The organism is Sphingobium sp. KKT206 (assembly GCF_055640555.1).
Genome location: NZ_CM145764.1, coordinates 2,842,501 through 2,868,362, shown reverse-complemented (window position 1 = coordinate 2,868,362; position 25,862 = coordinate 2,842,501). Strand labels below are relative to the sequence as shown.

The window sequence follows — 25,862 nt, the reverse complement described above, 5'->3', positions numbered from 1 at the left end:
TAGGGTTCAGCCGCGCACCGGCGAGATCAGCGGCTTGTCTGCGAAATGCGCCGTCAGATTGGCGAGCAGCATCTGCGCCATATGCGCCACCGCCTCATGCGTCGCCCCGCCGGTATGCGGGGTCAGCACGACATTGGGCACATCGGCCCAGCGCTTGGGGTCAGTCGGTTCGGGATCATAAACATCGATCGCCGCGCCCCCTAATCGCCCGGATATGAGCGCCGCGATCAGCGCCGCCTCATCCACCAACTGCCCCCGCGCGACATTGACCAGCAATCCCTCCGGCCCCAGCGCATCCATGATATCGGCCGAAATCATACCACGATTGCTCTCATCCGCCCGCGCCGCGACCAACAATATGTCGCTCTCGCGCGCCAGCGCCTCCAGACTGGCGACACGCGGCCAGGGGAGGGCGGGCTTCTCGCGCGGTCCCCACCAACGGACCTGCATCCGCATCGCCTGCGCCCGTTCCGCCACCGCAACGCCGATCGACCCCATGCCGACGATACCGAGCTTCGCCCCGCCCATCGACCGGGTCCGCGTCTTGGCCGCCATCGTCCATTGGCCGCTCCGCACATGCCGGTCGCCGCCCACGATCCAGCGCCGCTGCGCGATCATCAGGCCGATCGCATGGTCGGCGACATCCTGCGCATTGACATCACCGGCATGAGTCACTGCAATGCTGCGCTCGCGCGCCAGCGCCAGGTCCACCCCGTCATAGCCGACAGTGAAGCAGGCGATCAGCGACAGGCGCGGCATCGCGTCGACCAGCGCCCGCTCCAGCACGAACTCGCCCGCCCAGATCACCGCATCCACCCGCGCCAACGCCGCGGCGTCGGGTTCTTCCCACAGCGCCATGACGTCATACTCCTGCGCTAGCAGCGGCACGACCGGGGCCAGCAAAGCCTGACCCACCAAGAGAACCGGTCGCGTCATCGCCTTATCCAATCGCCCGCAGCGCTTGCGCAAAGTCCGCGATCAGATCGTCGGCATCCTCGCAGCCGATCGAGATACGCACCATATTGTCGCCAATCCCCAACGCCGCCTTGCGCGCGGCCGGCACCGACAAATGCGTCATCGCGGCGGGATGGCTCGCCAGCGTCTCGGTCCCGCCCAGGCTGACCGCCAGCTTGGCGATCTTGAGCGCATCGAGAAAGGCGAACGCCTCCGCCTCGCCACCCTTCAGATAGAGCGAGAAGGTCGATCCTGCCCCGGTGCAATGCCGCTCATAAATGTCGCGCTGCCGTTCGGTTTCGGGGAAGCCCAGATAGACGATCTTCTCCACCTGCGGCTGCTCGCGCAGCCAAGCGCACACCCTCGCCGCATTCTCGCCCGCCCGGCTCATCCGCAATTCCAGCGTCTCCAGACTGCGCATCAGCATCCACGCCGAATGCGGGTCCAAAATCGTGCCGATCGTATTGCGCATCAACCGGATCGTGGTGATCAGCGCGCTGGACCCCAGCACCCCGCCCGCGACCAGATCACTATGCCCGCCTGCATATTTGGTCAGGCTATAGATCACCAGATCCGCGCCATGGGCCAGCGGCTTCAACCATAATGGCCCCAAAAATGTATTGTCGATCGCGATCGGCGGCACATGGTCTTCGCCCGCAAAGGCCAAGTCGCGCCGCGCAACCACTGCTTCGATATCGACCAGCACATTGGTCGGATTGGCCGGGCTTTCCAGATAGATCATCGCCACGCGACCCAGCCCCTTGGCCTTCTCGATCACCGCGCCAATCTCGTCGGCGCTCGCGCCAGCGGGGAAATCGAGCCACTGCACCCCGAACTTGCCCAATATCCGCCCGATCAGCGACTCCGTTGCGGCATAGAGCGGCGCGCTATGGACGATCACGTCACCCGGCTGCACCATCGCCAGCAAGGTGGTGGCGATCGCCGACATGCCGCTGGAAAAGAGCAACGCATCCTCGGCCTCTTCCCATACTGACAGCCGATCCTCGGCAATCTCCTGATTAGGACCGTTGAAGCGCGAATAAACGAGGCCTTCCGATCCGCCCGGTCTGATGCCCGTCACCCCCTCGAAATGCCGCTTGCCCGCCGCCGCGCTCTCGAACGCGAAGGTTGAGGTCAGGAAGATTGGCGGCTTCAACGATCCTTCGGACAGGGTCGGGTCATAGCCATGCCCCATCATCAGCGTCGCGGGCTTCAGCTTGCGCCCGTCAATCTCCATGATCGGCGGCTTGGGACGGCGGCGGTTGGATTCGACACCCGTCAGATCGGCTTCACTTTCGCCAGACATATCGTTGATCTCCTGCATGATGCGGCATCTATTGCGCCGCTCTTGATGGCGCGATGGTAACGCAGGGACAGGTCGGACGGCCAGAGGGGAGAGACATAAAATTTTACCGACGTGGACTTAAATTACGCGACCGCGCCGTGCAGATTATTGCCAAATATCCATGCGCGGGACCACGGAGCGCGCGAACGGTGAGCTTTTCCCTCCGCGTCTCCGCGCGAACCCTTCTTCCCGCCCCATGTCGTGACAGGCCTGGGTCGGCTCCCTACATCCACCCCATGGATGCTCTCCCCCCCGTGCTGGAAGACTGGTTCGCCGCCCGCGATTGGGCACCACGTTCGCACCAGCGCGCGATGCTCGCTGCCGCGCGCCGGGGTGATCATGCGCTGCTCGTCGCCCCGACCGGCGCGGGCAAGACGCTGGCAGGCTTCCTGCCGACGCTCGCCGACCTCATCGATCATCCGACCGACCGGCTCCACACCCTCTATGTCTCGCCGCTCAAAGCGCTGGCGGTAGACGTCCGCCGCAATCTCCTGACCCCGATTGAGGAGATGGCGCTCCCCATCCGCGTCGAAACCCGCACCGGCGACACGCCCTCGGACCGCAAGGCGCGCCAGCGCGTCAAGCCGCCCCACATCCTCCTCACCACGCCCGAATCGCTCTCGCTGCTGCTCAGCTATCCCGATGCCGCGCTGATGTTCGCCGACCTGCAAACCGTCATCGTCGATGAAGTCCACGCCTTCGCCACGCAGAAGCGCGGCGATCTGCTCAGCCTGTCGATGGCGAGGCTTCAGACGATCAATCCCGCCCTGCGCCGCGTCGCCCTGTCCGCCACCGTGGCGGACGTCGATGCCTATCGCGCCTGGCTCGCGCCCGATGGCGATATCGACAGGGTCGCGGCGGTTTTGGGGGAGGCAGGCGCGGAGCCGAACGTCACCATCCTCATCCCCGAAGGTCGCGTCCCCTGGTCGGGTCACTCAGGCAAATATGCCGCGCATCAGGTGATGGCCGAAATCGCCGCGCATCAAACCACGCTCGTCTTCTGCAACACGCGCGGCCTCGCCGAACTCATCTTTCAGGAGCTTTGGTCAGCGAACGACGCCAACCTGCCGATCGCCATCCACCATGGTAGCTTGTCGATCGAAGCCCGCCGCAAGGTCGAAAGCGCGATGGCCGATGGCAAACTCCGCGCTTTGGTCGCCACCGCCTCGCTCGACCTTGGCGTCGATTGGGGCAATGTCGATTGCGTCATCCAGATGGGCGCACCCAAGGGCTCGTCGCGCCTGCTCCAGCGGATCGGCCGCGCCAATCATCGGCTCGATCAGGCGAGCGAGGCGATCCTCATCCCCGGCAACCGCTTCGAATATCTCGAAGCCCGCGCCGCCCTCGATGCGGTGGAGGCGGGCGAGCGCGACGCCGATGATTTCCGCGTCGGCAGCCTCGATGTCCTTGCCCAACATATCATGGGCCTCGCCTGCGCCGGTCCCTTCCACGAAGCCGCGATGCTCGCCGAAATCCAGTCCGCCACCCCCTATAGCGCGCTGACGCCTGACGCCTTCGCCTCCGTCCTCCATTTCATCGAAGGCGGCGGCTATGCCCTGCGCGCCTATGACCGGTTCAAACGGCTGGCCCAGGATGCCGACGGCACATGGCGCGTCGCTCACCCGCGCTTCATTCAGCAGCATCGCCTCAACGCCGGGATCATCGTCGATCAGCCCGCGCTCGCCGTCCGCTTCGCCAATGGCCGCAAGCTCGGCACGGTGGAGGAGGGCTTTGCCGCGCAGCTGGCCCCCGGCGACAGCTTCTTCTTCTCCGGCATGGCGCTCGAAGTGGTCAAGATGGACACCACCGATCTGGTCGTCCGCGCGACCTCCAAACAGGCGCGCATCCCCAGTTGGGGCGGCAGCCGCATGGCCATGTCCACGCGCCTCGCCGACCGCGTCCGCGCCTTCCTCGCCAGCCCCGACCAATGGCATCGCTTCCCGCCCGACGTGCGCGAATGGCTGGACATGCAGAAACTCCGTTCCGTCCTGCCGCAACCGGGCCAACTGCTCATCGAAACCTTCCCGCACGAAGGCCGTCACTATCTGGTCTGCTACAGTTTCGAAGGCTGGAACGCGCATCAATCGCTCGGCATGTTGCTCACCCGCCGGATGGAGAGCCAGGGCCTTATGCCCTTGGGTTTCGTCGCCAACGACTACGCGCTCGCCGTCTACGGCCTGAAACCCGTCACCGACCCGCAAAGCCTTTTCTCCGCCGACATACTCGACCATGAATTTGTCGATTGGGTCGAACAATCGAGCCTGCTTAAACGCGCCTTCCGCGACGTCGCGGTCATCTCCGGCCTGATCGAGCGCCAGCATCCCGGCAAGCGCAAGACCGGGCGGCAGGTCACTTTCTCCACCGACCTCATCTACGACGTGCTGCGCAAATATCAGCCTGACCATCTGCTGATCAAGGCCGCCTGGGCCGACGCCCGCGCGCGTATGACCGATGTCGGGCGGCTGGGTGACCTGATCGACCGGGCGGCGACGACTATGCTGCATGTCACGCTCGACCGGGTCAGCCCGCTTGCCGTGCCGGTCCTCATCCTCATCGGCCGCGAGCAGGTCGCGCAAAGCGCTGCCGAGGATGCGTTGCTGATCGAAGCCGAAGCACTGGTGACGTTGGCGATGCGCGCCGATTGAGCATTGCTGCGGCAATGATCGAAATTCCCACTATCTGAAAGCTAGATAAGCCGTTTCTCTTGCGGACTTTACGGGTCCATCCATCGTTTCCCAGTCCGAGGGGTGTCGATCGTCACGATCGACAAAACAACAGAGGAACCTGATCATGTCGAATTCACCGATTTCGGCCGCGCCGCTGCGCGGCCTGACCCTGGCTGCCGTCAGCCTGTCCGCGCTTGTCGGCGCACAGGCCTCGGCCCAGACCAACACGCAGGTCGCCCCGCGCATGGCCACCGTCACCTTGCCCGCCGATGCCGGGCAGACCATGACCGTCCCCGCCGAAGCTGCGCCCGCGACCGTCCCCAACATGACGCGCGACAATGGCGCGCCGATCGGGGCTAACCGCAACAGCAAGACCGCAGGCGACCTTGGCCCGGTACTGCTTGAAGACACCACGCTGATTGAAAAGCTTGCTCGCTTCGACCGCGAACGCATCCCAGAGCGCGTCGTCCACGCGCGCGGCACTGGCGCGCATGGCGTCTTCCGCGCCACCGCCGACATGAGCGACCTGACCCGCGCCTCGCTGTTCACGTCGGGTAAGGAAACCCCGGTCTTCGTGCGCTTCTCCAGCGTCATCCACCCATCGGGCAGCCCTGAAGGCCTGCGCGACCCGCGCGGCTTTGCCACCAAATTCTACACGGATCAGGGCAATTGGGATCTGGTCGGCAACAACCTGCCGATCTTCTTCATCCGCGACGCCATGCAATTCCCTGACATGGTGCATAGCCTCAAGCCCTCGCCGGTCACCAACAAGCAAGACCCCAACCGCTATTTCGATTTCTTCTCGAACACGCCTGAATCCACCAATATGCTGACCCAGCTCTATTCGAACCTGGGCACGCCTTCCTCCTACCGCACCATGGACGGCAATGGCGTCCACGCCTTCAAGCTGGTGAACGCGCAGGGCAAGGTGACTTTCGCCAAGTTCCGCTGGATCAGCCGCCAGGGCGTCAAGAATCTTACCGGCAAGGATGCAGGCGCGGCCCAGTTCAACTTCCTGACCGACGATCTCTATCGCGAAGTCGGCAAGGGCAATTTCCCGACCTGGGATCTGATGGTGCAGACCATGACCCCCGAACAATTTGCGGGTCTCGACTATAATCCGTTTGACGATACCAAGGAATGGCTCGACGTACCCTTCCGCAAGATCGGCGAGATGACGCTCAACAAGATGCCGGCCAATTATTTCGAATTCACCGAGCAGTCGGCCTTTGCGCCGTCCAACATGGTGCCCGGCATCGAAGCCTCGCCCGACCGGATGCTCCAGGGCCGCCTGTTCAGCTATGCCGACACGCAGCGCTATCGCGTCGGCGCGAACGTCCTGCAACTGCCGGTCAACAAGCCGCTGGCCCCGGTGGTCAATAATTCGCAGGATGGCGTGATGGACGCGACCGGCTCGACCTCCAACGTCAATTATTTCCCGGCGATGGTGCAGAAGCAGGCTGCGGCCGAATTTGGCCAGTCGACCTATGCGATCAATGCGACGGTCGACACCAAACCGATCGAAAAGACCAATAATTTCGCACAGGCAGGCATCTTCTACCGCGCGCTGTCGGCCAAGGACAAGGCCGACCTGATCGCGAACCTCGCGGGCGATTTGGGCCAGGTCACCTCCGACCGCACCCGCACGATGATGGTCAGCTATTTCTACCAGGCGGACAAGGATTACGGCACCCGCATCGCCAAGGCGGTGAACGTGCCCATGGCGGAAGTGACCAAGGCGGTCTCCGAATATGAAGCCGCCTATCCGCAACAACGCCTGACCGTGCGTTAAGGCACGGCACAAACACCGTTCGCCCTGAGCTTGTCGAAGGGCCCTTCCTTCTTTCCCTATGTAAAGAAGGGAGGGGCTTCGACAGGCTCAGCCCGAACGGATCATTTACACAATAAGGCTGACTAGCGATGCTCTCCCTCCTCCTGGCCACAGCGCTGGCCGCCGCAACGCCCGCGCCCGACGCACTCCCCACCCCCGAACGCCGCCAGCAACTCCTGTTCGACGCCGCCCGACTCGGCCGTACCGACATGATCACGCCGCTCGTCAAGGCAGGCGTCGACCTTAACGCAACCGACGCCCGCGGCTTCACCCCGCTCATCCTCGCGGCCTATAATGGTCAGGCGGAAACGCTCGACGCGCTGATCGCCGCCGGTGCGGACCCCTGCAAGCCCGACGAATCGCAGGGCAATACCGCGCAAATGGGCGTCGCCTTCAAGGGCAATGACGCGATCGCCGCGCGGCTTCTGACCGCAGGCTGCGACGTCAACGCCCGCAACAAGGCGGGGCAAACCGCGCTGATGATGGCGGCGCTCTTTGGCCGCAGCGCCCAGGTCGCCATGCTGGTGAAAGCCGGTGCCGACCCAGCGCTCGCTGATGCCTCCGGCCGCACCGCCAAGGCCGTCGCCCAGGGCCAGGGCAATGACGCGATGGTCAAACAGCTCGACGCCAAGCCATAACCACCATTTGGCGGGAATAGCGTACAAAGCCTGTTCCACGTGAAACGGAAGATGGCGCTATTTCAGCATCTTCCGATCAGCCAAAGCGGACATAGGGCGACACTAGGCGGGGCGGCGAACCACCCCCGTCCAACGTCATTTTCGCAAACCAATGTCCGCTTCGCTGTCCGCTTTAGACGTCCAGATTGGCGACGTTCAGCGCATTATCCTGAATGAACTCGCGCCGCGGCTCGACGACTTCGCCCATCAAGCGGCTGAAAATCTCGTCGGCAATATCCGCCTGCTCGACCTCGACCCGCAGCATCGACCGGTTGTCGGGGTCCAGCGTGGTTTCCCACAGCTGCTCGGCATTCATCTCGCCCAGCCCCTTGTAGCGCTGGATCGCCAGCCCCTTGCGCCCTGCCGCCAAAATCGCTTCCAGCAATTCGCTCGGCCGCGTCACCAGCGTCATACCCTTGGCAGGGGCGGCAGGCAGGTCATCGTCGCCCGCTTCTTCGGCGGCCATCGCCGCCTTGGCGGTGACCAGCCGGGCCGGGGTCAGATAGCTTTGCGATTCTTCGCTCGCCAATGTGTGTAACTTGCGCGCCTCGGCCGACCCGACGAAACCATGTTCGATGACATGATGGTCGGTCACGCCGCGCCACAGCCGTTCGAAATGGAAACCGCCTTCTTCGGCGATCCGGCCGGTCCATTTGCCCTCGGCATCCTGCGCGCCCATCCAGGCGACCGCCGCGTCCAGGCGGGTTGCCTGCTCGTCCTGCGACAATTCGGGGTCGAGCGCCCCGGTCAGGCTCAGCGCTTCGATGATCGTCGGGTCATAGCGGCGGGGAACATAGCGCATCACCGCGCGCATCCGTCGGGCATGATCGACCAGGCTCTTGAGGTCATTGCCGGTCCGCGTCCCGGCCGGTCCCTCCAGCACCATCGATTCGACACCATTATCGACCAGATATTGCTCCAGCGCGGTATCGTTCTTCAGATAGAGTTCGCTGCGGCCGCGCGTCGCCTTATACAGCGGCGGCTGGGCGATATAGAGGTGTCCGCCCTCGATGATCTGCGGCATCTGGCGATAGAAGAAGGTCAAAAGCAGCGTGCGGATATGCGCGCCATCGACGTCCGCGTCGGTCATGATGACGATCTTGTGGTAGCGCAGCTTTTCCAGGTTGAAATCGTCGCGAATGCCCGTGCCCATCGCCTGGATGAGCGTGCCGACTTCCTTGGACGACAGCATCTTGTCGAAGCGCGCGCGCTCGACGTTCAGGATCTTGCCCTTCAACGGCAGGATCGCCTGATTATGCCGGTTGCGGCCTTGCTTTGCCGAACCGCCTGCCGAATCACCCTCGACCAGGAACAGTTCGGACTTGGCCGGATCGCGCTCCTGGCAGTCGGCCAGCTTGCCGGGCAGGCTGGCAATATCCAGCACGCCCTTGCGCCGGGTCAGCTCGCGCGCCTTCTTGGCCGCTTCGCGCGCGGCGGCGGCGTCGATCACCTTCTGGATGATCATCTTGCCGTGCGCCGGATTTTCTTCCAGCCACTCGGCCATCTTGTCGGCCATCAGGCTTTCGAGCGGCTGGCGCACTTCGGAGGAGACCAGCTTGTCCTTGGTCTGCGACGAGAATTTGGGATCGGGCAATTTGACCGAGACGATCGCGGTCAGACCTTCGCGCATATCCTCGCCCGTCAGGCTCACCTTCTCCTTCTTCAACATGCCCGATTTTTCGGCATAATTGTTGAGGGTGCGGGTCAGCGCCGCGCGGAACGCCGCCAAATGGGTGCCGCCGTCGCGCTGCGGGATATTATTGGTGAAGCACAGCACATTTTCATAATAGCTGTCGTTCCACTCCAGCGCGACTTCGATGGTCACATTGTCGCGCGTGCCCGAAATGGCGATCGGCTCCGGCATCATCGCCGATTTGTTGCGATCGAGATAGCTGACGAAGGCCGCGATGCCGCCCTCATAGTATAGTTCGACTGTCTTGCTTTCCTCATGCCGCGCGTCGGTCAGGAACAGGCGCACGCCGCTGTTGAGGAAAGCCAGCTCGCGATAGCGATGCTCCAGCTTGTCGAAATCATAGTCGGTGACATTCTTGAACGTGTCGGTCGAGAACATGAAGGTGACCTTCGTGCCCTTCTGCCCCGGTGCGGCCGGACCCAGCACCTTGAGCGGTGCCTCAGCATCGCCATGGCGGAACCGCATCCAATGTTCCTGCCCGTCGCGCCAGATGTTCAGCTCCAGCCAGTCGGACAGCGCATTCACCACGGACACGCCCACGCCATGCAGGCCGCCCGATACCTTATAGGCGTTGTCGTCCGACGTATTCTCGAACTTACCCCCGGCGTGCAGCTGGGTCATGATGACCTCGGCCGCCGACACGCCTTCTTCGGTATGGATGCCGGTCGGGATGCCGCGGCCATTGTCCATGACGCTGACCGAGCCATCGGGGTTCAGCGTGATGTCGATCCGGTCGCAATGCCCGGCCAGCGCTTCGTCGATCGCATTGTCGCTGACCTCGAACACCATATGGTGCAGGCCGCTGCCATCATCGGTATCGCCGATATACATACCGGGCCGCTTGCGGACCGCGTCCAGACCTTTGAGCACCTTGATGCTGTCGGCGCCATATTCGTTGCTGTTCGGGGAGTTTACGGGTTCTTCGCTCATAGCCCAGCCTATAGGGAAAGGCGGGCTGAAACTAAAGCGAAACATGGGCCCTTCCCCCCACCAGCCTGCCGGTCTATCCCGTCTCCATGGTCCGAACCCTTGCCCTCCTCCTGATGCTCGCCGCCTGCTCCGACAGCCGCGAGGTGCTGGACGAATTGCCCAACAGTTCACTTGCCGACGCACCGCGCTCGGAGGTCTCCGAAACCCGCATGGATACGCCATCCGCCCGGCCCGTGACGATCGGCGAAGACGGACCTCGGCTCGATGCCTGCGGTGGCCTGGGCCAGGTGAGCCGCAGCGGGGCAGGGGGGCTTCCCCTGCTCGCCGCACCATTCGCCGATGCCAAGGTGGTCGCACAACTGCCCGAAGGCCAGCGCGCCTATATCTGCACCCGCAGCCTCGACCAGAAATGGCTGGGCGTCGTCGTGCAGCCCGCCGCGCCCGCCGACAGTGCCCCCGCTGCGCCTGATTGCGGCGTGTCGTCGCCCGTAGACCGCAAACAACCCTATGCCGGCCCCTGCGTCAGCGGCTGGCTCGCCAGCCCCTATATGCGACTGATTGGCGGGTAAAAACCGCGGCTTCACCAACCTCCGTTCGCTTCGAGCGAAGTCGAGAAGCGCTGCGCACCGCTTTTCGTTTCACTCGATACCGGTAAACACCAGCTTTTGCACCCGCCGCCCGGTATTCACCTCGGTCGTATAGATATTGCCTTCGCTATCCGTATCGATGCTGTGCAGCCAGGTGAACTGCCCCGCCTGACGCCCAACACGCCCAATCGCGCCCAGCACGTCATGCGTCTTGCGCAGCAAAATCCACACCCGCCCGTTCATCATGTCGGCGACATAGAGATAGGTCTGCTCCGGGTCGGGCGAGAAGGCGATGTCGGTCACGGTATGCGTGCCTCCGGTTTCGGGGGCGATGGCGAGATCGCGGACGAAAGTCAGCGACCCGTCCTTGCCGCGCTTGAACAATTGCGCCCGGTTGTTGTTGCGGTCGCACACATAGACATGCCCATCCTTCGTCGGCACCACGCAATGCACGATGTCGCCAAAGATGTCGGACTTGGGATTGTCCACCTTGCTGGGGTCGACCGCATGGCTCTGGTCGAACGTGCCTTGACGGGTCGGCGCGATCGGCGGCTTGCCATAGGCGCCCCAGCGCCCCTTATAGCCATTGGTCTTCGCATCGAAGCCGATCACCCGGCGGTTCACATAGCCGTCCGACACCAGCACCATGCCATCGACCTGATGCACGTCGGACGGATTGCCCAGTCGGTCGGTCGCATCATTGCCCTTGGTCTCGCCCCGCTTGCCAAAGGCGCGCAGAAATGTGCCGTCCGCGCTGTAGTTCAGCACGACATGATCGTCCTTGCCATTGCCGCCGAACCAGACCGTATTGGCCTGATCGACGAATATGCCATGCAGGCTGGCAGGCCACTGGCTGACCCCATCAATCGTCGGCGCGCTCGCCGCGCCACCCCAGCCGCCCATATAGGTGCCATCCTTGCCGAAACGCACCACCGGCGGCGCAGGCTTGCAGCAGACCGCGATCGGCGGCGTCTGCGCCAATCCCGTGTCCGTGCCGGTCAGCGAATGGGGCCGATGCACGACCCAGACCGAATCGTCTGGCCCTACCGCCACGCCGCTTACCTGCCCCAGCAACAGGTCGCCCGGCATCGTCGGCCAGGCGGCATCCACCTTGAAACGCGGCATCTTAGTGCCAGCCGGTGCAATCTGCTCGAACGCCAGCGGCGACAGGGCAGGCGGGGAGGGCGCGGCCGCGCTCAGCATCAAAAGAAGGGCGCAGGCAAGGACGGGGCGCATGGGGTCAGGCTCCTGGGATCAACGGGTTGGCGGGATCATGCCCATCTGATCCGACAGGTCAACGGCGCAGGCAGGTTCGCAGCAACTGGCCTTTCCCATCAGGGTCATTGCGCGGTAAATGGCATGGCATTGCTCCCCAAATGGAACGCTAGGCCATGTCCACTTCGCATCTTCGCCCGCCCTCGCTGCTGCGCCTGCTCGGCGCATGGCGCGCGCTCGATAGCGCCCAGCCTGCCTATCGCCAGCTGGCACAGGCCTTGCGGATGCTGGTGCTGGACGGCCGGATCGGCCTCAACGTCCGTTTGCCCGGTGAGCGGGAACTGGCCGCTGCGCTGGGCCTCAGCCGCACCACCATCGCCGCCGCCTTCGATCGGCTGCGTGACGAGGGCTATCTCGAAAGTCGCCAGGGGTCAGGCAGCGTCACGCGCCTGCCGCCCGGCGACACGCCCGCACCACCTGTTGACGACGGCATCGCCAGCGGCGGCAACCTCCTGAACTGGACCCATGCCGCGCTCCCCGCCGCGCCCGGCGTCGCGCGCGCCTATGCCGCCGCGCTCGACGCGCTGCCTGCGCATCTGGGCGACCTTGGCTATGATCCGCTCGGCCTTCCCGTGCTGCGGCGCGCGATCGCCGCTGATTATGAACAGCGCGGTTGCCCGACCAGTCCGGACCAGATCATCGTCACCAACGGCGCGCAGCAGGGTTTTTCGCTGCTCCTGCACTGGCTCGCCGGGCCGGGCGACCGCGTCGTCATCGATCATCCGACCTATCATAATGCAATCCAGGCGTTGCAGCGCGCCCATGTCGTGCCGGTGCCCGTGGGCCTGCCGACCCAGGGCTGGGATATCGACGCGATGGACGCCGCCTTCCGCCAGACGGCCCCGCGCTTTGCCTATATCATCGCCGATTTCCACAACCCCACCGGGCGCAGCATGGACCCGGCCACCCGCCGCGCGCTGGTCGCGGTCGCCGCGCGCAGCCACACGCCGCTGGTGATCGACGAGACGATGGCGGCGATGGGCCTCGATTTCACGGCCCCGCCGCCGGTCGCGCTGCATGATCCGTCGGGGCGGCAGGTCATCACCATGGGTTCGGCCAGCAAAATCTATTGGGGCGGCCTGCGCACCGGCTGGATTCGCGCTGACCCGCAGACGATCGCCGCGCTCGCCCGCCTGCGCACGACGACCGACATGGCCAGCCCCGTCCTCGAACAGCTCGCCGTCGCGCATCTGCTGGATGCGGGCGAGGGGCTTGGCACCCGCGCCGCGATGCTGCGCGACCGGCGCGACCATCTGCTCGGCCTGATCGACCGGCATCTGCCCCATTGGCGGGTCGAAGCGCCTGCGGGTGGCCTGTCGCTTTGGGCGCAACTCCCCCGCGCTGAAGCCACCGCACTCGCCGCGCTCGCCGAAAATCTCGGCGTGCGCGTCGCGCCGGGACCGCGCTTCGGCGTCAGCGGCGCGTTCGAACGCTTCCTGCGCCTGCCCTTCACCTTGTCCGAAGAGCAACTCGCCACCGGCGTCGAACGCCTCGCCGAAGCCGACGCCCGCCTCCACGCCCGCCTGCCCAGAAGCCGCGATTCGCTCGCGCTCGCGCTGGAAGCGGACCGATTGATCTGAGGGGGTAATGAGTAGATGCCCCTTCTCCCCGGCGGGGAGAAGGATACGCAGCCTTGGTGCCGCAGGCACTTAGGCGAAGTTGGATGAGGGGGCTCGACGCTGCCGCTTGTCTGCCAACAAAAAGGCCGCGCAGGTCACCCCGCGCGGCCTCTTGCTTAGCTCTAGCTCAAAAGCCTCAGCCTGCCTTCGCCGCCTGATAGCGGGCGATGGCTTCCAGCGTGATCTGCTTGGCATCTTCCGCGCCGCCCCAGGTGCCGATGCGGACCCACTTGGTCTTTTCCAAGTCCTTATAGTGGGTGAAAAAATGCTCGATCTGCTCCATCACGATGCCGGGCAGGTCGTCCTTCTCGCTGATGTCGGCATAATAAGGGAAGGTCTTGTTGTCGGGCACGCACACCAGCTTCTCGTCGCCGCCGGCCTCGTCTTCCAGGTTCAACACCGCGATCGGGCGCGCGCGCACGACCGAACCGGGGACGAAGGGCGAGCGCGCGATGACGAGCGCGTCGAGCGGATCGCCATCGGGCGACAGTGTGTGCGGCACGAAGCCATAATTGGCAGGGTAGCGCATCGGCGTATGCAAAATGCGGTCCACGAACAGCGCGCCCGACGCCTTGTCGAATTCATATTTCACCGGCTCGCCGCCAACCGGCACTTCGATGATGACGTTCAGGCTGTTTGGCGGATCGTCGCCCACCGGGATCAGTTCGATATTCATGGAAACGCCTTTTGCTACGATGATGCGCTACGGGTGATTATGTTCTCGGCTTGAGCAGTCGGTCGAGACTGCCTTCACCCTCTCCTGTCTTTTCGAGGCGCGGATAGCGCAGCCCGCCCGAATAATCGAGTGACAATGTGCGGTAATATTTATCCTGCTTTAGGATGATCTGGATCGGCTGCTTGGCCTTGATTGCCGCCTTCCACACGTCGCCGGAAAACTCGTCGCCATTGACCGCTACGATCTTGGCACCGACCACCAGCCCGGCCTTGAACGCCGCGCTGTCCCAGATGACGGCGCTGATATCGCCGTCATTCTTGACGATCGCGCCCAGGCCAAAGCTCTGGTCGACCATCTTGTTCGCGCCCTCGGCCGCCTTGGTGATGGCGTTCGGCTCGTCGCCATAGACCAGCTTATAGCCACCCAGGATGAAGCCCCCCTTGGGCGTTTCCTTGGTCGGGCTGTCGACATAGGTGCGGAAGAAACCGGCCCAATCATAAGGCGCGATGCCGTTGAGCGTGTCGATCACCTCCTGGCGATTATAGACGAGCTGGCCCCAGTCGCCCGGCTTCACACCGAAGAACGCCTTGGCGAAATCTTCCAGCCCCTTGGTGCCGCGCGTCGCCTTCGAAATGATCGCGTCGGCCTCCAGCCAGATCATCAGCCCTTCATTATAATAATCCTCCGACCGCTGCCAACTCGCCCAGCCCTTGGGCCGCCGCGCGGAGATGATCGGATCATGCGTGGTATCTTCCATCGGCCGCCACTGCCGACCGACATTGGTATCGAGCTTCGCCGCGATCTGAGCATAGGCGTCCAGCGTTTCCTGCTTGGTGAACATCCCCGACCGGGCACCCAGCACATAGCCCCAAAATTGCGTCTGCCCTTCATAGACCCACAGCAGATTATCCTGCATCGGCGTGCGGAAATCCGGCGTCCACAGCAAATCTGGGCGGCGGAACTTGCCGTCCCAGCTATGGGTGAATTCATGCGGCAACAGGTTGCGGTCCAGCAGCGCCTCGCCCGACTCCCATTTCTTGAAATAGCCCGGCTCGACCTGATTTTCCGAGGAGCGATGATGCTCCAGGCCAATGCCGCCCATTTCGTCGGTCAGCGCCAGCAGGAAATCATAATGGTCGAAATGATAGCTGCCGAACAGCGCGCCCGCTTCATCGACCAGCTTCTTATGCTTGGCCATCTGTTCGGGTTTGTATTCCAGCTCATCGGCATCGTCGGCGACGATGTTGAGCGTCACATTCTTGCCCAGGTCCACCGCCTTGAAATAGCGGCCCGCAAAGACTGGCGAATCCTGCAACGCTTCATAATCGATCGTTTCATAGGCAACGCGGTTGCCGCTCTTGGTGCCGCGCAGCGCGGTCGCCGCCTGCCAGCCCGCCGGATAGGTGACGGTCGCCTGCACCGGGATCTGCCGGGTATAATAGCCCGCCGGGTAGAGCGCGACGCTTTCCCACTGAATGTTCAGCATCTTGGGCGTGATGACGACGCGGCCCTGATTGGGCTGGGTTGCCGACAGGAACTGGAATTGCGCCACCACTTCGCGCGCGCCTTGCGGCACGTTGATGATGAAGCCGAAGACGTTGAGCGGATCGCGCTTCCACGGCACCGGCTGCCCATTGGCGGTGATGGTCAGCCCCGTCAGCTTCTCGATCTGCCCGCGCGGCGCGTGATTGCCGGGCAGCCAGGCGGGCATCAGCAGCGTCATCGGCCCGCTGGTTGCCACGGGAATCGTTTCCTTCACGCGGAAGATGCGCTGGGTCGTGTCGCTGGCATCGACCTCCAATTTGATGGTGCCGCCGGGATAGGGCACGTCTTTTGGGGCAGGGGTCGCGTCATTGACGGGCAGTGCGGTCGGCTTGGACCGGATCGCCTCCTGCGCGAAAAGGGGGCTGGCGATCGCGGTCGAAAGGCCCGTTGTCAGCAAAAGGGCGGCAGCAAGGCTGCGGATCATGAACATCTCCGAAAATGCAGTCTGGGCCGGACGGCCCTCATGCCCGCACAATGGCGTCGCTACGCGGGCGCGTCCACCCCTTGATGCAGGCGCATAAAAAGCGCGTTTCCTTGAACGGCAATTGCGGTTAAAGGCCCATCCCCATGGCTAAAATCGAAACGCCGCGTCCGGTACGCGGCACGCAGGACATGCTGGGCGGCACCACGGAAGCGTTCCAGGAACGCTTCGCGCATGTGGTCGCGACCTTTGACAAGGTGCGCAAACTCTACGGCTTTCAACGTGTCGAAGTGCCGGTGTTCGAATCCACCGCCGTCTTCGCCCGCTCGCTGGGCGAAAGCACTGACGTCGTGTCGAAGGAAATGTACACGTTCGAGGATCGCGGCGGGGACAGCATCACCCTGCGCCCCGAATTTACCGCCGGGATCAGCCGCGCCTATATCACCGAAGGCTGGCAGCAATATGCGCCGCTTAAAGTGGCGACCCATGGACCCCTGTTCCGCTACGAACGCCCGCAAAAGGGCCGCTTCCGCCAGTTCCACCAGCTCGACGCTGAAATCATCGGCGCGGCCGAGCCGGGCGCGGACGTGGAACTGCTCGTCATGGCCGACCAGTTGCTCAAGGAACTGGGCATCGATGACGGCGTGACGCTGACGCTCAACACGCTGGGCGACGCCGCCAGCCGCGACGCCTGGCGCGCCGCGCTGATCGCCCATTTCGAGGCGCATCGCGGGGAGTTGTCGGAAGACAGCGTCGATCGCCTGCAGCGCAACCCGCTCCGCATCCTCGACAGCAAAGACCCGCGCGACCGCCCCGTCGCCGACAGCGCACCCGACATCGACGCCTATCTGACGGACGAAGCGCGTGGCTTCTTCGACAAGGTGACGAGCGGCCTGGATGCCGCTGGCGTCGCTTGGGAACGCAACGCGCGCCTCGTGCGCGGCCTCGACTATTATCGCCACACCGCGTTCGAATTCGTCACGGATCGTCTGGGCGCGCAAGGCACGGTGCTGGGCGGCGGCCGCTATGACGGGTTGATCGAAAATCTGGGTGGTCCTGCGACGCCAGCGGTCGGCTGGGCGGCGGGGATCGAGCGGCTGGCGATGCTTGTGGATGCGCCGGAGATTGAGAAGCCAACAGTCGCCATCATCCCGATGGGGGAAGCCGCCGAAGTGAAGGCCACCGGCATCATCGCTGATCTGCGGCGCGCTGGTATCGCCTGCGACATGGGTTTTCGCGGCAATATGAAAAAGCGGATGCAGCGTGCGAATGCTTCCGGGGCGTTATTTGCGGCTATCCTGGGTGATGATGAAATCGCCCAAGGGGTAATGGCGCTCAAAAATCTGCGGTCGGGTGAGCAGCAGGAAGTGCCACTGACTTCTCCATATGAACTGTTGAAGATGCTGCTGGTTGGTGAAGGCATGGCGCGAAATCCAGCGCTGCTTGAAGGCGTGAAGGCAACGGCCGACTAATGCCCTTCACCGCCAATCGCGCCTCCCCACCCTCGTTCGCCCTGAGCTTGTCGAAGGGCCGTTTTTCTGCTGCCTGCAAGAAAGGACGGGGCTTCGACAAGCTCAGCCCGAACGGATTTAGGGGCAACACTTAATGCACATCTCGCCTGAACGCATCGCGCAGATCGAGGCGCGCCGGGATGAGGTGCAGGCGTCGATGACGCGCGCCGACCTTGCCCCCGATGCGTTCGTGCGCCTGTCGAAGGAATATGCCGAGATTGAGCCGGTCGCCCGCGCCGCGCATGAAGTGCGCCGCCTGCGGCAGGAACTGGCCGCGCTCGATTATATGGCGGGCGGAGTCGATGCCGATGCCGATCCGCTGATGCGCGAAATGGCGCAGGAGGAAATGCAGCTCCTCAAAAGCCAGCTGCCCCAGGCCGAACGCGCGCTGGCGCTGCAACTGCTGCCCCGCGATTCCGCCGATGCCCGCCCCGCCATGCTGGAAATCCGCGCCGGAACCGGCGGCGACGAAGCCGCGCTGTTCGCCGGCGACCTCTTCCGCATGTATCAGCGCTATGCCGACACGCAGGGCTGGAAGATGGAGCAGATGACGGCCAACGCGTCCGAAGCGGGTGGTTTCAAGGAAATCGTCGCCTCCATCACCGGCACCGGCGTCTTCGCCAAGCTCAAGTTCGAAAGCGGCGTCCACCGCGTCCAGCGCGTCCCCGTCACCGAAAGCGGCGGGCGCATCCACACCAGCGCCGCGACCGTCGCCGTCCTCCCCGAACCGGAGGAAGTCGATGTCCAGATCGCTGACGGCGACCTCAAGATCGACATTTACCGCGCTAGCGGAGCAGGCGGCCAGCACGTCAACACCACCGACTCCGCCGTCCGCATCACCCATTTGCCCAGCGGCCTCGTCGTGATTCAGCAGGACGAACGCTCGCAGCACAAGAATAAGGCGAAGGCGATGCAGGTGCTGCGCGCGCGCCTCTACGAAGCCGAACGGCAACGCACCCAGAGCGAACAGGCCGGCGCGCGCAAGGCGATGGTCGGGTCGGGCGACCGCTCAGAACGCATCCGCACCTATAATTTCCCGCAAGGCCGCGTCACTGATCACCGCATCAACCTGACGCTGCACCGCCTGCCCGAAATTCTCGAAGGGCCGGGCCTTGCCGAAGTCATCGACGCGCTGATCGCCGAAGACGAAGCCGCACGGCTGGCGCAACTGGACGGGGTGGGGTGAGCATCGCGCCTGCGCTGCGCGAGGCTACGGCCCGTTTGAGCGCGACCAGCGACACAGCGCGGCTCGACGCCGAATTACTGATGGCCCATGCGCTGGGCCTCTCGCGCGCCGACATGCTGCTGCGCCAGCGCGACCTGGCGGTCCCCGCCGCCTTCGCCGCATTGCTCGACCGCCGCCTGAACGGCGAACCGATCGCCTATATCAGCGGCATGCGCGATTTCTGGACGATCAGCCTGACCGTCACGCCCGACGTGCTGATCCCGCGCCCCGACAGCGAAACGCTGATCGAGGCGGCGGTCGCGCATTTTGCGGGGCGCGCGCCTGCGTCCGTTCTCGACCTCGGCACTGGCTCCGGCGCGCTCCTGCTCGCGGCCTTGAGCGAATGGCCGACCGCGCAGGGCTTGGGGATCGATGCCTCGTCCCGCGCGCTTGCCGTCGCGCAGGGCAATGCCGCGCGGCTGGGCCTGGCGACGCGCGCGCAATTCCGCCTCGGTGATTGGGGGCAGGGGGTGGATGGCCCGTTCGACCTCCTCCTCATCAACCCGCCCTATATCGCCCGCGACGCGGCGCTCGCGGGCGATGTGCTGCGCGAACCGGGCAGCGCGCTGTTCGCGGGCGACGACGGCCTCGATGATTATCGCCGCATCGTGCCCGACCTGCCGCGCCTGATCGCGCCGGGCGGCATGGCCGCGATCGAGATCGGCCATGACCAGCGGCTTGCCGTTACGGCGCTGCTGGAGGGCGTCGGCCTTGCCGTGCGCCCGCTGCCCGACTTGGCGGGTCTGGACCGCTGCCTGGTCGCCACTCCATGATTAACGATGATAAAGCCGAATTTGCTTGGTTTATCCCATGAAAGCCATTACATCGGGGTCAGGAACAGCACGCTCCGGCGACATGACCCTTTTAGGTCATTGATGGAAAAGCTGTTTTCTAGCTCCTTAAAGTCATGATGGCGCTGCTGCGCGGCACCTCTGGCATTGGACGGCATAAGCCAGATAATGGCCTATGTCCTGCGGAGCTATATCCGGCCCGATGAGCGGGTCGCGCTTGGGGATGGCGACGGAACAGTGTTTTCAGCCAAGGTTATGACAGCGAACACAAGGATCATATCTTGATCAACAACCGGCAGGCCGGTCGCCGCAATCGCGGCCGGAATAATAACGGACGTCCCAACACCAACAATCGGGGCGGGGGCGGCGACAGCGGCAACCGCATCGACAATCGCGCCCGTGGCAATGCGACCCAGCTTCTTGAAAAATACAAGAATATGGCGCGCGATGCCCAGATGTCGGGTGATCGGGTCAACGCCGAATATTATCTCCAATTCGCTGACCATTATTTCCGCGTCCTGGCCGACAACCGCGCCCGGCAGGAAGAACAGCAGCAGGGCCAGCCCCAGCGCCAGCGTCGCCCGGACGAGAATTTCGACGAAGATGGCGATGATTTCGAGGGCGTCGCCGACGGCGTCGACGAATTCCGCACCGACAATTCGTCCTACGACCGCACCCCGCGCGAACAGCCCGGTTTCGATCGCGCCCCGCGTGAGCAGAATGACCGTAACGATCGCAATGACCGCAACGACCGTGCCCCGCGCGAGCAGGGCGACCGGCCCCAGCGCGATTATGCCGATCGCGGACAACGCGACCAGGGCGACCGTCCGCAACGCGATCAGGCCGACCGCGCACCCCGCGAGTTCGGCGATCGTGCCCCGCGCGACCAGAATCGCCGCCAGGACGAACCGCGCGAAGATCGCAATGCCCGTCGCGACCGTCCGCGTCGCGATCGCCCCGTCGCCGCGGAATCGCAGGCCCCGGTAGAGCAGGCCGCCCCCGCGCCGCAGCCCGTCGTTGAACAGGCCCCAGCGCCGCAGCCCGAAGCCGAAGCGCCGCGTCCCCGCCGTGGTCGCCCGCGTAAGGTCGTGCCCGAAGCCGAACAGGCCAATGAAAGCCTCGACCTGGCCGTGCTGCCGCCCGCCATCGGTCGCGCCGACAATGACGGTGAAGCTGAAGCGCCCAAGAAGCGCACTCGCCGCACCCGTCCCGCGACGGAAGCGGCCGAATAAGGCCGCACACCGGCTCTACCGGACAAAAAAGGGGGATGGCGCAGCCCATGCGCCATCCCCTTTTTCATGCCCGCTTTCCAAGGCCGCTGCGATCCGGCACAAGGCACCGGCGTTCCGACTGGAGAGATGCCGCCATGCCCCGCTTTTGCCTGCTTGCGCCTTTGCTCGCTCTCCTGCCCGCCACGGCTCTGGCACAGGATGTAACCGACACGACCGCCGCTCCGGCGCAGGGGGATGTAGCCGTCACCATCTATAATAATGATCTCGCGCTGGTGCAGGATGTGCGCCAACTCGCCATCCCCGCCGGGGTCAGCCGCATCGAATTTCCCGATGTGTCGGCGCAGATCCGCCCCGAAACCCTGTCCTTCGCCGCCGATGACGCATCGATCGTCGAACAGAATTTCGACTTCGACCTGCTGTCCCCCGGAAAATTGATGGAAAAGGCGATCGGCCGCACCGTCACCATCGTCCGCACCAATCCCGCCACCGGCGCGGAACAGCGCGAACAGGCCAAGGTGCTGAGCGTCCAGGGCGGCGTGGTACTGCAGATCGGCCAGCGGATCGAGATTTTGCGCGACGACGGCCTGCCGGTGCGCGTCATCTTCGACAAGGTGCCCGCCAATCTGCGCGCGCGCCCGACCCTGTCGGTAACGGTGGACAGCGCCCGCGCAGGCACGCGCGCGGCCTCGCTCCGCTATCTGACGCCGGGGCTTGGCTGGGCGGCGGACTATGTCGCGCTGTTCGATGCCAAGGCCGGGCGGATCGACGTGCAGGGCTGGGTCACGCTCACCAACACCAGCGGCACCAGCTATGACAATGCCCGCACCCTGCTGGTCGCGGGCAGCGTCGGCCAAAGCCAGGGCGGCTATCGCCCGCAACGTGCCGCCGCCCTTCGCCGCGCCGGAACGGAGACCGCCCCGCGCGAGCAATTGGGCGATTTCTACCTCTATCCCATCGCCGCCCGCACCCGCATCGCCGATCGCCAGACCAAGCAAGTGAGTTTCCTCGACGTGCAGGGCGTGCCCGCGCGCGCGGGCTATGCCTATCGCAACGGCTGGCTCGCCAGCAGCGAGGAGCCGCAAAGCGTCCGCAGCGTCGTGCATTTCTCGACCGCGCGGTCAGGCGGCCTTGGCGACGCGCTGCCCGCCGGCACAGTGCGCTTCTATATGAAGGATGCCGGCGGCGCGCCGCAGTTCATCGGCGAAAATCAGGTCGATCATACGCCGATGGGCAGCGATCTCGCGCTCGCCACCGGCGATGCCTTCGACGTGAAGGTCAGGCCCGTCGTCGAACAGCGCGAGCGTGTCTCGAACAGCAAATGGCGCAGCCATATGCGCTACGACCTCAGCAATGCGAAGGATCAGCCGGTCACGATCGAACTGACCCAATCGGGCCTCGACTTCGCCTATAACGATACCCGCATCGTCAGCGAAAGCCTGCCGTCCCAGCGGATCGACAACAATAGCGCGCGGTGGCAGGTGACCGTGCCCGCCAATGGCACCACCACCCTCACCGCCATTTTCGAAACCCGCTACTGACGGCCCGCGCATGCGCCGCTGGCTGATCCTGCTGCTGCTCGCGATGACGGGCGCGCCCGCGTCTGCGCAGACGCTTATCGTCTCGCCCGGCGCGCACTCCCGCTCGGTCACCGTCTATCGCGACCCCGAACGCGGCGAGGGGAGTATCAACGCCCGCTTCCCCACCGGCTTCGCGCTCGTCACCGAACAGCGGCGCATCACCCTCCCACCCGGCGATGCGACCATCCGCTTCGAAGGCGTTGCGGACGGCATGATCGCGGTCAGCGCGGCGGTGACCGGCCTGCCCGGCGGCGTCATCCAGAAAAATCGCGATGCCCGGCTGCTGTCGCCCGCCAGTCTGACACTCGGCGCGCTGGGCAAGGCCGTGCATCTGCGCCGCACCGATCCCGCGACCGGCAGAGTGGTGGAGCAGGACGCGATCGTCCGCTCCACGCCCGACCAAGCGCTCGTCATCGAAAGCGCGGACGGGGTAGAGGCGTTGCGCTGTTCGGGCCTGCCCGAAACGCTGATCCATGACAGCGTGCCGTCCGACCTGTCCGTCACCCCCACCTTGGCGATCGACACGCAGAGCGACCGGGCGACGCAGGCCGATGTGACGCTCACCTATCTCACCACCGGATTCGATTGGGCCGCCGACTATGTCGCCCGAATCGCGCCGGACGGGCGCACGCTCGACCTGTTCGCCTGGCTGACGGTCGCCAACGGCAACAGCGTCGCCTTTTCCGACGCGCGCCTGCTGGCGATTGCGGGACGACTCAACCGCACATCGGATTATGACGCGCTCGGACGCGCCCCAGAAGCGCCACCGCTTTACCTGAGCTGCTGGCCCGAACCAAGCTATGAGGGCGAGGATGACGGGGCTGATCTCATTTTCATGCCATCGCCGGTTGCTGCACCCCCGCCGATGATGGCGGCCCAGGAAATCATGGTGACGGGTCGCCGCGTCGCGACGCAGGAGGAACTGGGCGACCTCAAACTCTATCGTGTGCCCATGGCGGTCGATCTCAACCCCAGCAGCCAAAAGCAGGTCGCCCTCCTGCACCAGCGCGCGATTGCCTTCACCATCCTCTACACCGCGCGGCTTTTAGCGCAGGGCGATGTCAGCGAGGGCGGCCCGCTCACCCGCACGCTGCGCTTCACCAATCGGCGCGAAAGTGGGGCAGGCGTACCGCTCCCGTCCGGCGGCCTGTCGCTGTTCGCGATGCGCGGGGTCGAATCGCTGTTGCTGGCGCAGGCGCGAATGCGTGACCAGGCGATCGGCGACAAGGTAGAGATCGCGGCGGGGCAAAGCCCGCACTTGCGCTACGAACGGACCTTCGATGAAAAAACGCAGCGATACGGTCTTCGGCTGATCAATAGCGGTGCCGAACCGCTGGTCGCGGAAATCATCGTGCAGGATGACGAAGCCAACCAACTCGTCGGATCACGTCCGCGCCTCGTCCGTCGCGACGGGGCTTGGCTCTGGACGGCTACCGTACCGGCGCAGGGAACGGCCCAACTCGACTACCGCCTGCGGACGCCCCGCTGACGATCAGGTCGCGGGCAAGGGGCGCGGCCGGTGATTCTCATCCAGCGCGACGAAGGTGAACAGGCCGCTGGTCAAATCGACCTGCTCCTGCTCCGCCCCGCGCGTCGCCACCACATCGATGCGGATGGCGAGCGAGGTCCGCCCGCGCCGCTCCTCATGGGCATAGACTGACACGACATCGCCCAGCAAAATCGGCGTGATGAACTTCATGCTCTCGATCGCGACGGTCGCCACGGCCCCCTGCGCGATTCGATGCGCGACGATGCCGCCCGCAATATCCATCTGGCTCAGCACCCAGCCGCCGAAAATATGGCCGTTGGCGTTGATGTCGGCGATGCGTGGCATGACCCGCAACACCACATCGTCGCGCTTGTCAGTCATCCAGCGGCACCTCGTCCTTCAACCGGTCCATCACCTGCTCGTCATGGCCGGTGCCATGCGACAGGAAGGCGAGCGCCATCAGCCCCGTGCCCAGCATGAAGGTCAGCCACACCCCCAATATGGTCGCGATGATCATATGGATCGGCATGGTTTCCGACCGATAATAGAGAAAGAGCAGCGCCAGCGCGGTGCAGGCCGCCCCGCCCAGCGCCATCCACGCCATGATGCGGCGAAACCGGGTCCAGGCCACGGCGGCGATCTGCGGATCATCGAGCGCTTGCTTGCGTGTCATCCCTTTTCTTTGGCCCGCGAAAGTGGGATCATCAAGCGCCTGAACCAAATTATAGGGCAGAAGGAGAGCAGCCATGACGATTGCAGCGATTTTGCGGGGCAAGGGGGGCGATGTCGTCCAGGTGCGGTCTACCGATACGGTGTTGTCCGCTGTCCAATTGCTCGCCGATCGGCGAATCGGCTGCGTGCCCGTGGTCGATGATGGCGAAGTGGTCGGCATCTTTTCCGAACGTGACCTCGTCTATCGCGTGGCAACCGATGGCGCGGCGGCGCTCGACCACCCGGTCGGCGACCTGATGACCTCGCCCGCCATCACCGTGGATGACAAGATGCCGGTGATCCATGGCCTCTCGCTGATGACCAAGCGGCGCATCCGCCATCTGCCGGTCGTGGTCGATGGCCAGTTGGTCGGCCTGATTTCGATCGGCGATCTGGTGAAATTCCGCATCGACAGCATCGAATCGGAAGCCAGCGCGCTGCGCGATTATATCCAGACGGCTTGAAACAGGCGGCTCGCGCCCTCGGTTCAGGCCGGTGCCTGGGCCGGGGGCGCGCGGCGCACCACCAGCGCGACCAGTTCCATCACCGTGGCGCGCGAACACAGCATCAACGCCGCGAGGAAGGCGATGCCGCCCGTCGGCACCAGGATCGCGAGCCGGATCGGCGCGGCCAGCGGCGGCAGCAGCCAATCAACCGCTATCACGACACCCGCCATCAACACCGAACAGCCCAGCGCCGGTGCCGCCGCGCGGACCAGATCCGTAAGACGCAACCCCATCGGTGCCCCCGCCAACCGCGCTGTGATCGCGGTCAGGATCGGAAAGGCACCCAGCCACGCCCAGGCGAGGCCGATCGCGCCGAATTTGATCCCGATCAGAAAGGATATCGGCATCAGCACCGCACCGACCGCCGCGACTCGCGCCGTGGTGCCGGGCCGACCCAGCGCATTGCTCACCGGCGCGAACATCACTTGCACCGTCATGAACGGCATGGCGAGCGCGAGAATCGCCACGAAGGGCGCCATCTCCAGCCATTTCGCCCCGAATAATGTCTCGACCAGCGGCTCGGCCGTCACCGCCATGCCCAGATAGACCGGACAGGAAATCAGCAACAGCAACCGCACCGCCTTGCAGAAGGACCAAGCGA

Annotated in this window: 21 protein-coding genes (1 of these 21 running past the window's edge); 12 read left to right on the top strand and 9 right to left on the bottom strand. The window is 64.5% G+C overall.

What is annotated here, in order from left to right; genetic code table 11:
• Positions 1-6: 6 nt before the first annotated feature.
• Positions 7-936, bottom strand: coding sequence for a 2-hydroxyacid dehydrogenase (locus tag ACZ2HM_RS13880; RefSeq protein WP_470425474.1), 930 nt, complete (start codon positions 934-936; stop codon positions 7-9).
• Between the two features lie 4 nt (positions 937-940).
• The gene (locus ACZ2HM_RS13875; protein WP_470425473.1) at positions 941-2,260 is read right to left on the bottom strand and encodes a cystathionine gamma-synthase family protein; all 1,320 of its coding nucleotides are present in this window, start codon (positions 2,258-2,260) and stop codon (positions 941-943) included.
• A 275-nt stretch (positions 2,261-2,535) separates the two neighbouring features.
• Here ACZ2HM_RS13875 and ACZ2HM_RS13870 point away from each other — a divergent pair, with 275 nt between their 5' ends.
• The 3 genes from ACZ2HM_RS13870 (at position 2,536) to ACZ2HM_RS13860 (ending at position 7,434) form a co-directional block, all read left to right on the top strand.
• Positions 2,536-4,944, top strand: coding sequence for a ligase-associated DNA damage response DEXH box helicase (locus tag ACZ2HM_RS13870; protein ID WP_470425472.1), 2,409 nt, complete (start codon positions 2,536-2,538; stop codon positions 4,942-4,944).
• Between the two features lie 145 nt (positions 4,945-5,089).
• Positions 5,090-6,757: a catalase gene (locus ACZ2HM_RS13865; protein ID WP_156106103.1), complete on the top strand. Its 1,668-nt coding sequence runs from the start codon at positions 5,090-5,092 to the stop codon at positions 6,755-6,757.
• Positions 6,758-6,885: 128 nt separating this feature from the next.
• Complete coding sequence (locus ACZ2HM_RS13860) at positions 6,886-7,434, top strand: ankyrin repeat domain-containing protein (RefSeq protein ID WP_052027537.1); 549 nt, start codon at positions 6,886-6,888, stop codon at positions 7,432-7,434.
• A gap of 172 nt (positions 7,435-7,606) precedes the next feature.
• Here ACZ2HM_RS13860 and gyrB read toward each other — a convergent pair whose 3' ends face one another.
• A complete protein-coding gene (gene gyrB / locus ACZ2HM_RS13855; RefSeq protein WP_470425471.1) occupies positions 7,607-10,096 on the bottom strand; it encodes a DNA topoisomerase (ATP-hydrolyzing) subunit B in 2,490 nt (829 codons plus the stop codon).
• A gap of 86 nt (positions 10,097-10,182) precedes the next feature.
• Between gyrB and ACZ2HM_RS13850 the strand changes: the two genes are divergently transcribed.
• The gene (locus ACZ2HM_RS13850) at positions 10,183-10,665 is read left to right on the top strand and encodes a hypothetical protein (RefSeq protein ID WP_470425470.1); all 483 of its coding nucleotides are present in this window, start codon (positions 10,183-10,185) and stop codon (positions 10,663-10,665) included.
• Positions 10,666-10,734: 69 nt separating this feature from the next.
• Here the strand turns inward: ACZ2HM_RS13850 and ACZ2HM_RS13845 are convergent, their stop codons facing one another.
• A complete protein-coding gene (locus ACZ2HM_RS13845; RefSeq protein WP_470425469.1) occupies positions 10,735-11,919 on the bottom strand; it encodes an NHL repeat-containing protein in 1,185 nt (394 codons plus the stop codon).
• 155 nt (positions 11,920-12,074) lie between these two features.
• On the opposite strand from ACZ2HM_RS13845, the gene yczR reads away from it, so the two are divergent.
• Positions 12,075-13,538, top strand: coding sequence for a MocR-like transcription factor YczR (gene yczR, locus ACZ2HM_RS13840; protein WP_470425468.1), 1,464 nt, complete (start codon positions 12,075-12,077; stop codon positions 13,536-13,538).
• Between the two features lie 175 nt (positions 13,539-13,713).
• Here yczR and ppa read toward each other — a convergent pair whose 3' ends face one another.
• Together ppa and ACZ2HM_RS13830 are read right to left on the bottom strand one after the other, a co-directional pair.
• Positions 13,714-14,253 (bottom strand): inorganic diphosphatase, encoded by a 540-nt coding sequence (ppa, locus tag ACZ2HM_RS13835; protein ID WP_037473364.1) that lies wholly within the window; start codon positions 14,251-14,253, stop codon positions 13,714-13,716.
• Positions 14,254-14,290: 37 nt separating this feature from the next.
• The gene (locus ACZ2HM_RS13830) at positions 14,291-16,222 is read right to left on the bottom strand and encodes a M61 family metallopeptidase (protein ID WP_470425467.1); all 1,932 of its coding nucleotides are present in this window, start codon (positions 16,220-16,222) and stop codon (positions 14,291-14,293) included.
• A 143-nt stretch (positions 16,223-16,365) separates the two neighbouring features.
• On the opposite strand from ACZ2HM_RS13830, the gene hisS reads away from it, so the two are divergent.
• The 6 genes from hisS to ACZ2HM_RS13800 all read left to right on the top strand — a co-directional run bounded on the left by hisS (position 16,366) and on the right by ACZ2HM_RS13800 (position 24,044).
• On the top strand, positions 16,366-17,691 hold the full coding sequence (hisS, locus tag ACZ2HM_RS13825) for a histidine--tRNA ligase (protein WP_470425466.1): 1,326 nt from the start codon (positions 16,366-16,368) through the stop codon (positions 17,689-17,691).
• 133 nt (positions 17,692-17,824) lie between these two features.
• On the top strand, positions 17,825-18,916 hold the full coding sequence (prfA, locus tag ACZ2HM_RS13820; protein WP_037473367.1) for a peptide chain release factor 1: 1,092 nt from the start codon (positions 17,825-17,827) through the stop codon (positions 18,914-18,916).
• Positions 18,913-19,728 carry a peptide chain release factor N(5)-glutamine methyltransferase gene (gene prmC / locus ACZ2HM_RS13815; protein ID WP_470425465.1) on the top strand — a complete coding sequence of 272 codons (816 nt, stop codon included), beginning with the start codon at positions 18,913-18,915 and terminating at the stop codon, positions 19,726-19,728. Before prfA ends, prmC begins: the two co-directional genes overlap by 4 nt.
• A gap of 299 nt (positions 19,729-20,027) precedes the next feature.
• Positions 20,028-20,978 (top strand): DUF4167 domain-containing protein, encoded by a 951-nt coding sequence (locus ACZ2HM_RS13810; protein ID WP_470425464.1) that lies wholly within the window; start codon positions 20,028-20,030, stop codon positions 20,976-20,978.
• Positions 20,979-21,112: 134 nt separating this feature from the next.
• Positions 21,113-22,516 (top strand): DUF4139 domain-containing protein, encoded by a 1,404-nt coding sequence (locus tag ACZ2HM_RS13805; RefSeq protein ID WP_470425463.1) that lies wholly within the window; start codon positions 21,113-21,115, stop codon positions 22,514-22,516.
• A 10-nt stretch (positions 22,517-22,526) separates the two neighbouring features.
• On the top strand, positions 22,527-24,044 hold the full coding sequence (locus tag ACZ2HM_RS13800) for a DUF4139 domain-containing protein (RefSeq protein ID WP_470425462.1): 1,518 nt from the start codon (positions 22,527-22,529) through the stop codon (positions 24,042-24,044).
• 3 nt (positions 24,045-24,047) lie between these two features.
• Here the strand turns inward: ACZ2HM_RS13800 and ACZ2HM_RS13795 are convergent, their stop codons facing one another.
• The gene (locus ACZ2HM_RS13795; RefSeq protein WP_037479585.1) at positions 24,048-24,425 is read right to left on the bottom strand and encodes an acyl-CoA thioesterase; all 378 of its coding nucleotides are present in this window, start codon (positions 24,423-24,425) and stop codon (positions 24,048-24,050) included.
• Positions 24,418-24,717 carry a hypothetical protein gene (locus ACZ2HM_RS13790; RefSeq protein WP_037479592.1) on the bottom strand — a complete coding sequence of 100 codons (300 nt, stop codon included), beginning with the start codon at positions 24,715-24,717 and terminating at the stop codon, positions 24,418-24,420. The genes ACZ2HM_RS13795 and ACZ2HM_RS13790 overlap by 8 nt, the downstream gene beginning before the upstream one ends.
• 73 nt (positions 24,718-24,790) lie before the next feature.
• On the opposite strand from ACZ2HM_RS13790, the gene ACZ2HM_RS13785 reads away from it, so the two are divergent.
• Positions 24,791-25,219 (top strand): CBS domain-containing protein, encoded by a 429-nt coding sequence (locus tag ACZ2HM_RS13785; protein WP_037479586.1) that lies wholly within the window; start codon positions 24,791-24,793, stop codon positions 25,217-25,219.
• A 23-nt stretch (positions 25,220-25,242) separates the two neighbouring features.
• Here the strand turns inward: ACZ2HM_RS13785 and ACZ2HM_RS13780 are convergent, their stop codons facing one another.
• On the bottom strand, positions 25,243-25,862 hold the 3' portion of the coding sequence (locus ACZ2HM_RS13780) for a lipopolysaccharide biosynthesis protein (protein WP_470425461.1). 868 nt of this gene lie beyond the right edge of the window; only the last 620 of its 1,488 coding nucleotides appear in the window; the start codon falls outside the window, past its right edge; the stop codon is at positions 25,243-25,245.